Raw genomic sequence first — 13709 nt, 5'->3', positions numbered from 1 at the left:
TCCTCGCCTCTGGATCAACAAGGAGTCCGAATGGCTGTTGACCTTCCGCCTTCAACCTCGCTGCAACCTCCGACCAACAAACGCTTTAATTGGCGCACATTTCCCTGGTGGCTGGTGGCAATTGGCCTGATCATCGCCTACATGGGCTATCGAATTATCGACGACCCTGAATATACCAGCATCTTCGAAGCGATTCTGACCGGACTTGGCACAACCTTGATGGTCACAGGTATTTCATTTATTTGTGCATTAATTTTGGGTTTAGTGCTGGGGCTGGGGCGGGTTTCACGCAATGTTATCTTGCGCAATCTCTCAATTGGCTACATCGAATTTATTCGTGGCGTGCCCATTTTGGTGCTGATTTTTACAATTTCATTTGCAATTGTGCCAGCCTTATCAAATGGGCTTGGGTTAAATGCCAGCAATGTATCGCTAACAGTTCGGGCAATTATTGCGCTGGTATTGATCTATGCTGCCTATATTGCCGAAATTTTTCGCGCAGGGATCGAATCAATTAGTCGTGGGCAGATGGAAGCAGCCCGTTCGTTGGGCTTGACTCATGCTCAAGCTATGCGTTATGTCATCTTACCGCAAGCCTTTCGGAATGTGCTGCCAGCCTTGGGCAACGATTTGATCGCTATTCTCAAAGATTCGTCGTTGGTTTCGGTCTTGGGCGTGCGCGAAATTACCCAAGTTTCGCGCCTTTCGGTTAGTTCGTCGTTTAAATACGAGGAAACCTATTTTATTTTGACCGCCTTCTATTTGACCATGACTTTAGTGCTGTCATTGCTGCTGCAATGGTTGCAACGAAAGATGAGCAGCAATGTCCACTAAACTTGCCACAACTAACCAACCAATGATCAGCATCAATAACATTAGCAAGTTTTTTGGCGATTTTCGGGCCTTGGATAATGTGAGCCTCACAGTTGATCGCGGCGAAGTGTTGATGATCGTCGGGCCTTCTGGCTCAGGCAAATCGACCTTGCTGCGCTGTATCAACCACCTCGAAGTGCCCGATGCTGGCAACATTATCATCGATGGCAAGCAGGTTACGCCCAAAGAACGTGAGTTGAATGCAATTCGGGCTGAAGTCGGCATGGTGTTTCAGCGCTTCGAGCTGTTTCCGCATCTCACAGTATTGGAAAATATTTGTTTAGCACAGCAAAAAGTACGCAACAGCTCACGCAGCGAAAGCGAAAAGGTTGCCCGTGGCTTGCTCGAAAAAGTCGGCATCCCCGAGCAAGCCAACAAATATCCACCAAAACTTTCTGGTGGCCAACAACAGCGCGTTGCGATTGCCCGTTCGTTGGCGATGCAACCAAAAGTTATTTTGTTTGATGAGCCGACCTCGGCGCTTGACCCAGAGATGATTAACGAAGTGCTCGATGTGATGTTGACCCTTGCGCGCGAAGGCATGACGATGGTGGTGGTATCGCACGAAATGGGTTTTGCACGCAAAGCAGCGCATCAAGTGGTCTTTATGGATGGTGGCACAATTGTCGAGCAAGGTACGCCCGACCAAGTGTTTGGCGCACCCCAACATGAACGCACCAAGCTGTTTTTATCGCGAATTCTGCACTAAACGCTGGCTAAAGCCAAAATCATAGCCCAAACCCCTAAGCCGCTAATTCCCAGCCAACGATGCCACCGCGAGCTAGCGCGACGTAAGGGAAATAAGGCCAGAATTGGCATGATTAAGCTTGCTAACCACCAACGTTCCAGTTGATACCACCAAGCCCAAGCTACGGCTGCACCGGTGCTGAGCCATGTGGCAAAAAAAAGCGCATGATGCAGCCAACGCCAACGCCCCAAGCGCAAATGCAAATATTGCACGCTTGCGCCAAGCGCCAAAGTAGCACAATAGACCGCGCAGGCCAGATAGAGCATTATTTTAGTTGCTCGGCTACATCGGCGAGCGCTTTTTGCAAGCGATCAAGATAGCCGCTAAATGGGGCTTGGTTGAGGTCAATCGTAATCGGCACATTCAAATCAACCGCTACGCTGGTCGAAATTGCCACAGTTTGGTTGAAGGTAATGGGCACGTTGGTCGAAACGGGAATTGTCACATCAATCGGCACGGGAATCGTCAACGAGCCAAAGCCAGTATCAACTGGCAAATCGATGGTATCTTTAATCTTCACCGAGGTATTGATTGGAATATCCAACGATTGATTGATTGGCACATCGAGGTTAATCGGCACTGTTTGATTGATTGGAACTTGATAGACCAAGGGCTCACGACGTGCTTCATCAAGCGCAGTTTGCAATTGGCTTAGTTGTTGGCTAGCAGTTGAGCGCACCTGGAAAAGCGTGCTAATTGTCCAAACATGCAGCGCCAGCGAACCAATCACCAATAAGCCTAATGTCCATAATGAAACACGTCGTTTTTGCATATGCTACTTTCTAGTGGCAGAACGGCGCCGCCACCACCAAATGCCCAGAATCCCCACCAGATTGCCCAGGCCAAGTGCTAGAATCATGACCCACAGCGGTGGATCTTGGGCAATAGTTTGTGCCAACACGATCATTTAACAATCAGCTCCCGTGGAAAGTTGGTCAAACATTCTGCCCCGTTGGCGGTCAACAGTACATCATCTTCAATTCGCACCCCGCCAATTCCAGCAACATAAGTACCAGGCTCAACCGTAAAGACCGTGCCAATGGGCAAGGCCACTTTGTTGGTACTGGCGATATAGGGTGGTTCGTGGATTTCCATACCCAAGCCATGGCCAGTGCGATGGATGAAATAACGGCCTAATTCTGCATCTTCAATGACTTGACGCGCCAAACGATCAACTTGCGCACCGCTCATCCCTGGTTTGGCTCCTGCACAAGCAGCTCGATTGGCCGCCAAAACCGCGTCATACAATTTGCGTTGTTGCGCCGTTGGCTCGCCCACGCTCACCGTGCGGGTAATATCCGAGCAATAGCCGCGATACAAAGCCCCGCCATCGAGAATCACCAGATCGCCAGTTTGAATTTGGCGCTCGCCCGTGGTGTGATGCGGATTAGCACTATTTGGGCCACTCGCCACAATCGTGGCAAACGATGGGCCTTCGCCACCAGCAGCCTGCATTGCTTCTTCCCACATGCGAGCAATTTCGCGCTCAGTTCTGCCTGGCTGAATCGCCTCAATCGCAGTTTTAAGCCCAGCTTCAACAATCCGCACGGCCTCGCGCATCAGCTCAATTTCGTCGTTGCCTTTTTGCATGCGCAAGCTGGCAATTGCCGCACTGGCATCAATGCTATGAATTCCGGCAACTTCTTCTAAGGCCCGCAATTCCATCACGCGCATCGTCGTATATTCTACGCCAACCGTGCGGCCAATCAAGCCAGCGGCGGCGTTGCGCAAGGCATTCATCGGGCCTTCATCATCGCTCCATGGAAACCAACGCACTGCAATCTCGCCGCTATATTCGGCCAAAGCGCGCGGTTGCTCCAAGGCTGGCAACACAATATGAATGCTCTGGGCATCGGCAGCAATTAAGGCCAAGGCCAAGCGCTCGCTTAAATGCAAGCTCAAGCCGGTAAAATACTGTAAATTAGCCCCAGGCATCAGCACCACATAATCCATCCCTTGCGGGCGGGCAGCGCTGGCCAATCGTCGAATTCGAACACCACTCATAAGCCAAACCTCCACCAAGATAGAATATGCTCAGTATAGCACTCTCACTCAAGCATTGAGGCAGGCTTACGGCCTAGCGCGAGCAACTCCAGGTGGTTCGAATAGAAGCTTGGCTGGTTAAACATGCTGTCGGGATTCTTGGGATTAATCAAGGTTTCAACCTCGGATAGCATTGTCGGCTCAAGCTGTGAATCAACATGTTGCAGCAAATCAACAAGATAGTGGTGCATAAAGGTTTGTTCATCAACACTCAAAGGGTATTGGTGATCGATGGTATACGAACGCATTGCGCAGTCGCTCAAGCCAGCATCGGTAAAATAGCCCAGCAAATTGCGTCCAAGCTCATATTTTTGCAGCTTAATTGGCTCATCGGCAATATCGGCCAATTGGCTATTGCGAATGGCTAGCTCAATCTCTGGCGGCCATGGAAACACATGATGATGCATCGTGTCATTTTCTAGAATTGCCACCCAGCCGCCAGGCTTGGTTACCCTCGTTAATTCGGCGATTGCTGCTTGCGGCTCGGGCAAGCTATATAAACTATGCGCACACCAAACCAGATCGAAATGATCGTCAGGCCAAGGCAATTGGCGAATATCAACCTGCTCAAAGCTGACCCGCTCGGCAAATTTGGTCGCGCCAAGCGCGTTTTGGGCCAAATTCAAATAGGCGGGCGATGAATCTGCGGCAATAACCTTGCCACTTGTGCCAACCCGTTGGGCCAGCAGGGCTGAATAAAAACCATCGCCACTGCCAAGATCTAGCACTGCCATGCCCTCATTCAGCGGCAACGAATCAATAATTGCAACCAACGAAACTGCACACGCTCGATGAAATGCTTGCAACATCGGGGCATACGCTGGTAATTCATCATCACCAAGCGTAGCTTCATTGCCAAATGCATGCTCTGCGGCCATCGCACCACTCCTTGCCAGCTACAAAATGCTAGGCTTGGTAAATCAAGAAGCATACCGCAAACCAGCTTAATCGCCAGTTAAAAACCAAATGACGCAAGCATTGCTGCCTGCGCCATTCAGCCTCACCGATATGAGTTTGAAAACTAGCGACCTTGATAGAGTGCGTTGATCAATTCGCCATCAGTAGTGTCGCCGCTCAATTCCCAGAACATTGTGCCGCCAAGACCTTTTGCTTTCACGTAGTCGGTCTTGATTTTCATCACTGCTGGGTCATCGTAGGTCCAGAATTGGCCGTTGCCGTAGAGCCAAGCAGCGCCAGCAGCGCTATTTGAGTAGCGGGTCAAGCCTTTGGTTTTGAGTACTTTGTAATCTTCGATGCCTGCTTCGTAGGTGGCTGGAGCAGCCGAGCCTGGTTGGAACAAGCCATTGTTGGTGCTTGGCACATTTTGCCAGCCGCGACCATAGAATGGCACACCAACCACAACTTTATTCGCTGGAGTTCCACCGTTCAACCAAGCGTTTACGCCTGCGTCAACCGAGTAGACTGGGCCTGGATCGCCAGCAATTGAATATAAGTTTGATTGGAAGTTGGTGTTGGCTTCCCAAGCACCGTGCAAGTCATAGGTCATAATGTTGATGAAATCGAGATATTGGTGAATCTGGCCAACTTGAATCTTGGCGATCTTCGCTGGGTCAGCAGGCGCTGCAATCGTCAACAACAAGCCTGGGCGAACTGCATTCAATTGGCTGCGGAATTCGCTCAACAAGGCGGTGAAGTTTTGGGTATCTTCTGGGCGGAAGTTACAGGTGTTACCACATGAACCAGGGTATTCCCAGTCGATGTCGATGCCATCGAATACGCCGGCCCAACGTGAATCCTTGATGAACAAATCGACACATGATTTGACGAACGCAGCGCGGTTTGCTGGCAACGCAGCATCCGAGAAGCCAGCCGACCACGTCCAACCACCCAATGAGATCATCACTTTCAAGTGCGGGAATTCTGCTTTGAGCTTGCGCAATTGGCCGAAGCTGCCGCGCAATACGCCAGTATCCCAAGTGTCGGCTACGCCATCGACGCTTTCAGCAGCGCTATATGCTCGATCATAATCGGCGTAGGTGTCGCCCAATTGGCAGCGGCTATTGACGACGTTGCCAAATGCGTAGTTGATGTGGGTCAACTTGGCAGCTGAACCGCTGGTTTTGATGTTGCGCACATGATAGTTGCGACCGTAGACGCCCCATTCGGCGAAGTAGCCGATGATGCGCTTGCCGCCGCCAGGCGTGGTGGTTGCGGTTGGCAACACCGGTGTTGCAGTTGCAGGCCGTGGGGTTGCGGTTGGGTTATTCGGCGTTGGCGTTGCCGTACCGGGCCGCGGCGTTGCCGTCGCAGGTCGCGGGGTAGCAGTTGCAGGCCGTGGGGTTGCGGTTGGGTTATTCGGCGTTGCGGTTGGATTGCTTGGTGAAACCGCGCGCCACAAGGCTGGCACATCAACCGGATTCCAATTGGGCAATGAGGTGTGGGCTTGAATACATTCATATTCGCCACCAGCATAACTTACCCGATTGCCAATCGCATAGGCGTGATTGTTGCCATCCCAGGCTGGGGCGGCAGCTTGAACCTTTTGCTGACTCAAGACCATCAGCATAACAAGAACGGGGATTAAGATAAAGGCTAGAAACCGAAAACGACGATGGATCACATTCATAATCGTCACTCCTTCGTGCTTATCGAGAGTTCATCCGTCACGAGCGTTCCATAATGCTAGCCAACTCAGAGGGTTACTAAATAATTTCATTGGAATTACAAAGACTTTAACTGATTTTTAAACATTTGTCAAGGGTTTTAATTAACAAAATTTAAGCCCATCTACAAAGTACGGCAATGCTGTTGGCAGGCAGTTTGGGCTAAACTTCGGTTAGGCAACCAAGCACAATCAAACGTGTCAAACTCATTTATCTGCATATATTGATATCATAATTACTTAAATTGGTTAATAGCTATTAATTAGCCGAAAGTTGATACCAAAAATCGAAGATTTTGCCTAAAAGCGGCTATTGAGCGCAGTAATCAACACAAAATAATCTTTTTGGAGTGTATTTTTGATTAAAATGGGTGTAGGCTAGATTGAGCTATGCTATAATCAAGCTCACTGAGAGCAGCATCGCCGCAAACAATCACCTTCTGCAATTCAAGCATCGAAGCGCATTAATCACGCAATCAGCCAATTTTCAGCCTTATGTGGTGCTAAAGTCACCAATAGAGCTGATTCGGTATATCAATATTCTAGAAATAGAATAGTATGATCTGGAGCAAGGAGCATGGCATGTTAGCCAATGTGTGTCTGGTGGAGAGTACTCGGGTTTTACAAATTATGGCCAAAACCCAATTTCGCGGCGCAGAACAACTGTTAACGCAATGCAATTTATCAACAGCAATTAGCATTTGCAGCACCAGTTTTCAGCTATTACAATGGCTCGAATATCAACCGCAGCACTATGCGCGCTTAATTTTGATTGATCAACGCTTAGCTGATGGCGTAGGAATCGCTGAGCTGATGCCACAAATTCGTTCTGAGCATTTTAAGCATCGGGCCTTGGCCGACGATGCTAAAATTATTGGCTGGAGCCGTGATGAGCAAGCCCAAGAATTATTCTATCAGGCTGGGCTTGATGGGTTTATCTCCAAAAATCGTCAATCACAGCAATTGATTCGCGATATTGTGACCGTATTTGCCAACCAGACCGAACAGCCGTGGCTCCAACTGACTTAAATGCAATGCGCCACCAGAATCAACTGATGGCGCATTGGATTCTAGGCCAAAACTGCTTGTTCAATTGGTGGCAACGAGCTTTCATAGCGGGCAAAGATTCGGCGATAATGGTTGGATGTGCGCAGCAAATGTTCGTGATCGCCTGCTGCCACAATTCGTCCGCCATCGAGCACCAAAATTACATCGGCCCAGCGAATTTGCGAAAGTCGGTGGGTAATCAGCAAGGTGGTGCGGCCACGTTGGGCCTCGCGAATTGCACGTTGAATTTGATCTTCGGTCGCACTATCGATGGCGCTGGTCGAATCATCCAAAATCAAAATCCGTGGATTGCTCAAGAAGGCGCGGGCCAAGGCGATGCGTTGGCGCTGACCACCAGAGAGCGTTACGCCGCGCTCGCCAATTTCGGTATCGTAGCCATGAACAAACGAGCTAATAAAATCGTGAGCTTGGGCGGCCTTGGCGGCTTCGATAATTTGCTCGCGGGGGGCGTTGGGCGCCCCAAAAGCAATATTCTCGCCAATTGTGCGCGAAAACAAGAACACATCTTGCTCGATTTTGGAGATTTGTGAGCGCAAGGTATTGAGATTCCACTCGCTCACATCAATCCCATCGATTAATACGCTGCCTGCTTGCACATCGTAGGTGCGATTGACCAATTGGGTTAAGGCGCTTTTACCAGAGCCAGTTTGGCCAACGATCGCCACGGTTTGGCCTGGCTTTACGCTAAACGATACATCGTGCAAAATTGGCTGAGCTTCGTAGCCAAATTGGACGTGATCAAAGCGTAACTCACCTTTGATTGTTGCTTGATGGCCTTGCAGATTTTCGTCAAGCTCGGTTTCTTCCTTGATCACATTCAAAATCCGGCCTGCGCTGGCAACACCTGTTTGAACCAAGGTAAAGGCAAACAATGAGATAAATGTCGGGAAGCGCAACAAGCCAATCAAGCTCATGACCGCAATAATATCGGCAATGGTGATGCGACTTTGATCGAACAAAATCATCGAGTGCAAGAAGGTTAAACCGAAGGTAATGCCAAAGAGCAACAATGGAATATAGCGGGCTTCGATGCGACCTTGTTGCACAAACAAATCGCGGAAGCCACGAGCGTGGCGGCGATATTTAAGCCGTTCAAAGCCTTCGCGGGCGCTGGCCTTGACCACTTCAATGCCCGAGATGGTTTCTTCGAGGCCAGCATTGAGCTTACCAAATTGCTCGCGCTGTTCGGCAATAACTGGGTTTAAGCGCCGCACATAGCGCCGTACTGCGATGATATAGCAAGCCACAAAACCAAGCGGAATCAAAAGCAATTCGATCTTAATAAAAGCAATGTAGGCTAAAGGAACCACAATCCCCAAGATACTTTCAAAGATCATGGTGCTGCCAGGCACGATCATGCTAGCCAGTTGGCTGGTATCATCGGTAGCGCGGGCCATCAAATCGCCGACGCGTTGGCGGTCGTGGTAGGCTTGGCTTTTGCCCAACAGACTGGTATATAACTCTTCACGGGCATCGGCCTCGAAGCGAGCAGCAATTGTTTCGCCAGCCAAACTGCCGAACCACAAACAAAAGCCATCAGCAACTAAAAGAGCCAAAATAATCAGCGAGAGCCGCAACAATACGCTGCCATCGAATGGCACTTCGAGCATTGCCGCCACGTCGCCGATGACCACTCGTGCTTGCGAGTAGGTTACCCACGAACCAAGAAAACAGATTAACACCACACACGCTAAAAACCAATAGCGCCAAACATGCGCTATAATCCAGCGAATTGGGCTACTGCGTGGGTAGCTATATTCATGTTCAACCGAAAATTCACGTTTGGCCATTAGATACTCCCAGATTTAGCACACGATGGCATAGTTTGGCCACCAATCTTGCCATGATTGATCTGATGTCATCCAAAACATTAGAGCTAGAAGCTAGCTTAACCGAGTTTGGCCACACTGAGATCGGTCTATCTACTGATTCGCTAGTCGTTTGGAGGAAAAAAATGCGTCGTCTAATTGGAGTATTAGCCATCGGCATAATTGTGCTTGGGGCTTGGCCGCAAGCAAGTTTTGCGCATAATTTATGTTTTGAGCAAACAGGCTTTTGCTTGGAAGAGCCATTTAGCGATTATTGGGAGGCGAATGGTGGCCTGCCAGTTTTTGGCTATCCGCTTGCAGCTGCTGCCGATGAAGTTAATCGTGATACAGGCCAAACCTATAATACGCAATGGCTTGAGCGCAACCGCTTTGAAGTGCACCCAGAAAACGTTGGCACGCCCTACGAAATTCTGCTTGGACTACTTGGCAAAACCCGCCTCGAGCAACTTGGGCGGATAATTGAGCCAGCAGTTGAGGCCAAAGATGGCTGTCTGTGGTTCAAAGAAACTGGACACAATGTCTGTGATCAAGCCCAAGGCGTAGGGTTTAAAAGCTATTGGCAAAGCCATGGACTGAACATCAATGGCTTGAATGCCTATGAGCGCTCGTTGCAATTATTTGGCCTGCCCTTAACCGAAGCCCAAACCGAAACCAACGCCAACGGCGATACGGTCATAACTCAATGGTTTGAGCGGGCGCGGTTTGAGTGGCATCCCAATAATAGCGCTGAATTTAAGGTTTTATTGGGTTTGTTAGGCAAGGAAGTCAGCACTTACTCAGCTCCTGAACCAAATCCAAGCAATACACCAATACCAACCAATACGCCAACAGCAACGCCTACAGCGCTACCAATTACCCTAACACCAACCGAAACCCCAGTACCACCACCAGGTAAAGATAGCGATGGTGATGGAATTCCTGATAATCGTGATGAGTGTCCGCATCATGCAGGTGTGCCATCACGCAATGGTTGCCCATATACGCCAACCTCACTCCCAACGCCAGAGCCAACCAGTTCGCCGCGCCCAACACCAGCACCATTACCCAAACCACTAGTCCTTAATCCCTAGATTGAGCCTGCTATTCAAACAGCTTTGGCTAGAGAGGAAAATCGCGAATAATCCAATACTTGTAATTTAGGGGAACGCAGGGGGATTAAAGCCCCTTGTGTTCCCTGCCTTAATGCGGGGCGAAAGGGTGATAATCATGATAAACAGATATTCATTCGCAGGACTGATTGACGAAGAGCGCCAAGGTATGGTAGCATCTAGCACAATTGAATAGCCGAACAGTGATGAGGCCATGTTGTTTGGGTAACACCATCAGGGAAGCAGCGCCATAGATTGCGAGCGTTGCTGGCACGAACCAAACAATACCCCCTCTGAGTTCATCGCCGAACGTCCTTGGCTAGTAGATCGATGCGATTTGTCCCCGCTACCGGACAACTTAAGCAAATTAGTGCTTACTAATTTGGAAATTAGGTGGAACCACGAGGTTTATGTTTGCCTTCGTCCTATGTATATGCAGGACGGGGCATTTTTGTTTAACCGCGATCCAGGAGGTTTTATGGGTTATGGCTATGGCTATGCACCACCACCGCCACCACGCCGCCGCCGCGGTTGTTTGTTTGGTTGTTTGACAACGCTAACGGTGTTGGTTTTTTTGGTCTTGGGTGGTTTGTTGGGAGTCTATTTCTATCTACGACCCATGCTCAGCGAGCAAGCAGGCAATACCTTGGGCGGCCAACTCGAACAACAAATTGATCGTAAGCTCGATGAACAACTTGGCGGCCCCAACAGCGAAATTCCTGCTGGGTTCCAGGGCACTGTCCAAGTGACCGATAGCGAAATCAACCAGTTTTTGCAGGCCAATCCTAATGAAATTAGCCCATTGGATAGTGCGACGGTGCGCTTTACGCCAGGCCGTTTGGGCGCAACCGTTGGCGCGTATGGCATAACTGGCACAGCAACAGCAGGCGTGCAAGTAACCGCCGATGGTCGAATTGATGTGGTTGATGCCCAAATTGATGGCGCACTTGGCTTTTTGCTTGACCCAGAGCAATTGGCCCAAACCTTAGAGGCCAAACTCAACAATCAACTCGCCGCCAATGGCCAACGGATTACGGCAATCGAAGTAAGCGACGGCGTGCTAACTGCCACCGTTGAAGCACAATAACAGAGCATAGAACAAAGAGCATAGAACATAGATTAGCCAATTTTGCCTTTTGTTTTTTGACTTCTGCTTTTTCAGAAGGGGGGTGATTGTTCTGGACGAAAGTGATACTGACACTGGTACGCACTTAAAGGAGCAGAACTATGGTGGAATACTTAATTGCCTATGCCCCGGTTCAGGGCGACGCTCCCTGTGCCGCCGAGGCTCGTGAATGGTCGGATCGGGCGGCGATGGAAGCCGAACTCCAAGCTGAGGGCTGGCACTTGATCGAAAGCGCTGAATATCGCGCTGCAATGCTCAAATTAGTCTATCAACGCGATTTGGCGCAACGCCAAGAAGCCCCGCGCCATCTCATGCCGTGTTGGTAAAAGTAAAGTCAAAAGTCAAAAGTTAGAAGTCAAAATCGCATGATTACCTTGACTTCTGATTTTCGTAGGGATTTTTGACTTTAGATGGTCGTAGGACATTTTTGATTTTTGACTTCTGACTTCTGACTTTCTAGGAGTTTCCCAATGGCACCAGTTAACCCAGATAATGACCCGCTGTATCGGTTGCGCCACTCGACGGCGCACGTGTTGGCCCAAGCTGTGCTTGAAATTTTCCCCGAGGGCAAAATTGCGATCGGCCCGCCAGTTGAAAATGGCTTTTATTACGATTTTGATTTGCCGCGGCCATTAACGCCCGATGATCTCAAAGACATCGAAGCCAAGATGCGCAAAATTATCAAGGCCAAACATCGCTTTGCTTATCGTGAAGTTTCAGCAGACGAAGCCCGTGAATTATTCAAAGATCAGCCCTACAAGCTCGAATTGCTCGCTGGCTTGGCAAAAGGCGAAGATGAATATGGCGAGAAAGCCGCCGCCGACACGATTATCTCAACCTACAAACATGATTCTTTTGAAGATTTATGTAAAGGCCCACACGTCGAAAGCTTGAGCGAAATTCCAGCCAATGGCTTTAAGTTGTTGCGGGTTTCGGGCGCCTATTGGCGCGGCGACGAAAAACGCCCAATGTTACAACGTATCTATGGCACGGTCTGGCCATCAAAGGAAGAACTTGATCATTATTTGTGGCAGCAAGAAGAAGCCAAAAAGCGCGATCATCGCAAACTTGGGCGTGAGCTGGGCTTGTTTACCTTCTCGCAAAAAGTCGGCGCTGGCTTGCCGTTGTGGCTGCCCAAGGGCGCAATTCTACGCGATGTGTTAGAGCGCTTTTTGCGTCAAGCCCAAATTGACCGTGGCTATTTGCCTGTCGTCACGCCACATATGGGCAAGATCGATCTCTACAAAACGAGCGGTCACTGGTATACCTATCGTGATGGCATTTTTCCGCCAATGAGCGAAATTGCCAATGATGACCCTGAAAATCCAGAGGGCGAAATTTATCTACTCAAGCCGATGAACTGCCCGCATCACATTGAAATTTATGCCAGCGAACCACGCTCGTATCGCGATTTGCCCTTGCGCTTAGCCGAGTTTGGCACGGTCTATCGCTACGAGCATAGCGGCGAATTAACGGGTTTGCTGCGGGTTCGCTCGTTCACGGTCGATGATTCGCACCTGTTCGTCACGCCTGATCAGCTCGAAGCAGAGTTTTTGAAAGTCGTTGATTTGATTCTGTTTGTGTTTGGCACGATGGGCTTGAAGGACTTCCAAGCGCGGGTTGGCTTGCGTGAGGTGGGCAATCCCAAGTACATCGGCTCTGATGAAGTGTGGGAAAAAGCCCAAAACGCGATTATCAATGCTGCCGAAAAGAAAGGCTTGAATTATGTAGTCGTTGAAGGCGAAGCCGCATTCTACGGGCCAAAACTCGACTTCATCTTCCGCGACGTGCTTGGCCGTCAATGGCAACTTGGCACGGTACAAGTCGATTACAACTTGCCAGAGCGCTTTGAAATTGAGTACACGGGCGAAGATGGCCAAAAGCATCGGCCAATTATGATTCACCGTGCGCCATTTGGTTCGATCGAGCGGTTCGTCGGCACGTTGATCGAACAATATGCAGGGGCATTTCCGGTCTGGTTGGCGCCAGTACAAGTCACGTTAGTGCCAATTACCGATCGCCACGTGGCCTACGCTGAATCTGTGGCCGCCAAGCTGAATGCTCAAGGCTTGCGAGTTGAAGTTGATGCCAGCAACAACCGTATGAATGCCAAAATTCGCGATGCCCAAAAGCTGAAGATTCCATATATGTTGGTGGTGGGCGATAAAGAAGAGGAAAACGGCGCAGTCGCGGTACGCCAACGTGCTGGCGGCGACCTCGGCTCAATCAGCGTCGATGAGTTTATTGTCCGCATCAAGGATGAAGTGGCGAACTATCAATAATTCGCGAAGCAAGCCACCCCGATCACGTT

General features: G+C 49.7%; 13 protein-coding genes. 7 read left to right on the top strand and 6 right to left on the bottom strand.

The annotated features are described in order from the left end of the window. Positions 1-30: 30 nt before the first annotated feature. Both SE18_RS06480 and SE18_RS06475 read left to right on the top strand, forming a co-directional pair. Entirely contained in the window at positions 31-834 is an 804-nt protein-coding gene (locus SE18_RS06480) for an amino acid ABC transporter permease (RefSeq protein ID WP_054533620.1), read from the top strand. Further along, entirely contained in the window at positions 824-1582 is a 759-nt protein-coding gene (locus SE18_RS06475; RefSeq protein WP_054533619.1) for an amino acid ABC transporter ATP-binding protein, read from the top strand. Before SE18_RS06480 ends, SE18_RS06475 begins: the two co-directional genes overlap by 11 nt. Here the strand turns inward: SE18_RS06475 and SE18_RS06470 are convergent. The 5 genes from SE18_RS06470 to SE18_RS06450 all read right to left on the bottom strand — a co-directional run bounded on the left by SE18_RS06470 (position 1579) and on the right by SE18_RS06450 (position 6251). Beyond that, positions 1579-1887, bottom strand: coding sequence for a hypothetical protein (locus tag SE18_RS06470; protein ID WP_054533618.1), 309 nt, complete (start codon positions 1885-1887; stop codon positions 1579-1581). The genes SE18_RS06475 and SE18_RS06470 overlap by 4 nt on opposite strands. Beyond that, a complete protein-coding gene (locus SE18_RS06465) occupies positions 1887-2393 on the bottom strand; it encodes a hypothetical protein (protein ID WP_054533617.1) in 507 nt (168 codons plus the stop codon). Before SE18_RS06465 ends, SE18_RS06470 begins: the two co-directional genes overlap by 1 nt. A gap of 131 nt (positions 2394-2524) precedes the next feature. Beyond that, positions 2525-3625 carry a M24 family metallopeptidase gene (locus tag SE18_RS06460; RefSeq protein ID WP_054533616.1) on the bottom strand — a complete coding sequence of 367 codons (1101 nt, stop codon included), beginning with the start codon at positions 3623-3625 and terminating at the stop codon, positions 2525-2527. A 44-nt stretch (positions 3626-3669) separates the two neighbouring features. Further along, positions 3670-4542, bottom strand: coding sequence for a class I SAM-dependent methyltransferase (locus SE18_RS06455; RefSeq protein WP_054533615.1), 873 nt, complete (start codon positions 4540-4542; stop codon positions 3670-3672). A 143-nt stretch (positions 4543-4685) separates the two neighbouring features. Next, on the bottom strand, positions 4686-6251 hold the full coding sequence (locus SE18_RS06450; protein ID WP_054533614.1) for a glycosyl hydrolase family 18 protein: 1566 nt from the start codon (positions 6249-6251) through the stop codon (positions 4686-4688). Between the two features lie 618 nt (positions 6252-6869). Here SE18_RS06450 and SE18_RS06445 point away from each other — a divergent pair. Continuing rightward, entirely contained in the window at positions 6870-7316 is a 447-nt protein-coding gene (locus tag SE18_RS06445) for a response regulator (RefSeq protein ID WP_054533613.1), read from the top strand. A 41-nt stretch (positions 7317-7357) separates the two neighbouring features. Here SE18_RS06445 and SE18_RS06440 read toward each other — a convergent pair whose 3' ends face one another. Next, positions 7358-9145: an ABC transporter ATP-binding protein gene (locus tag SE18_RS06440; RefSeq protein ID WP_054533612.1), complete on the bottom strand. Its 1788-nt coding sequence runs from the start codon at positions 9143-9145 to the stop codon at positions 7358-7360. Positions 9146-9309: 164 nt separating this feature from the next. Here SE18_RS06440 and SE18_RS06435 point away from each other — a divergent pair, with 164 nt between their 5' ends. The 4 genes from SE18_RS06435 to thrS all read left to right on the top strand — a co-directional run bounded on the left by SE18_RS06435 (position 9310) and on the right by thrS (position 13680). Further along, positions 9310-10254 carry a hypothetical protein gene (locus tag SE18_RS06435; RefSeq protein ID WP_054533611.1) on the top strand — a complete coding sequence of 315 codons (945 nt, stop codon included), beginning with the start codon at positions 9310-9312 and terminating at the stop codon, positions 10252-10254. A 496-nt stretch (positions 10255-10750) separates the two neighbouring features. Further along, positions 10751-11359 carry a hypothetical protein gene (locus SE18_RS06430; protein ID WP_054533610.1) on the top strand — a complete coding sequence of 203 codons (609 nt, stop codon included), beginning with the start codon at positions 10751-10753 and terminating at the stop codon, positions 11357-11359. Between the two features lie 140 nt (positions 11360-11499). After that, positions 11500-11724: a hypothetical protein gene (locus SE18_RS06425; RefSeq protein WP_054533609.1), complete on the top strand. Its 225-nt coding sequence runs from the start codon at positions 11500-11502 to the stop codon at positions 11722-11724. Positions 11725-11868: 144 nt separating this feature from the next. Continuing rightward, on the top strand, positions 11869-13680 hold the full coding sequence (gene thrS / locus SE18_RS06420; RefSeq protein ID WP_054533608.1) for a threonine--tRNA ligase: 1812 nt from the start codon (positions 11869-11871) through the stop codon (positions 13678-13680). The last annotated feature ends 29 nt before the right edge of the window (positions 13681-13709 follow it).

Origin of the sequence: Herpetosiphon geysericola (genome assembly GCF_001306135.1) — a bacterium.
Lineage (GTDB): Bacteria > Chloroflexota > Chloroflexia > Chloroflexales > Herpetosiphonaceae > Herpetosiphon > Herpetosiphon geysericola.
This window is presented reverse-complemented; position numbering and strand designations above follow the sequence as displayed.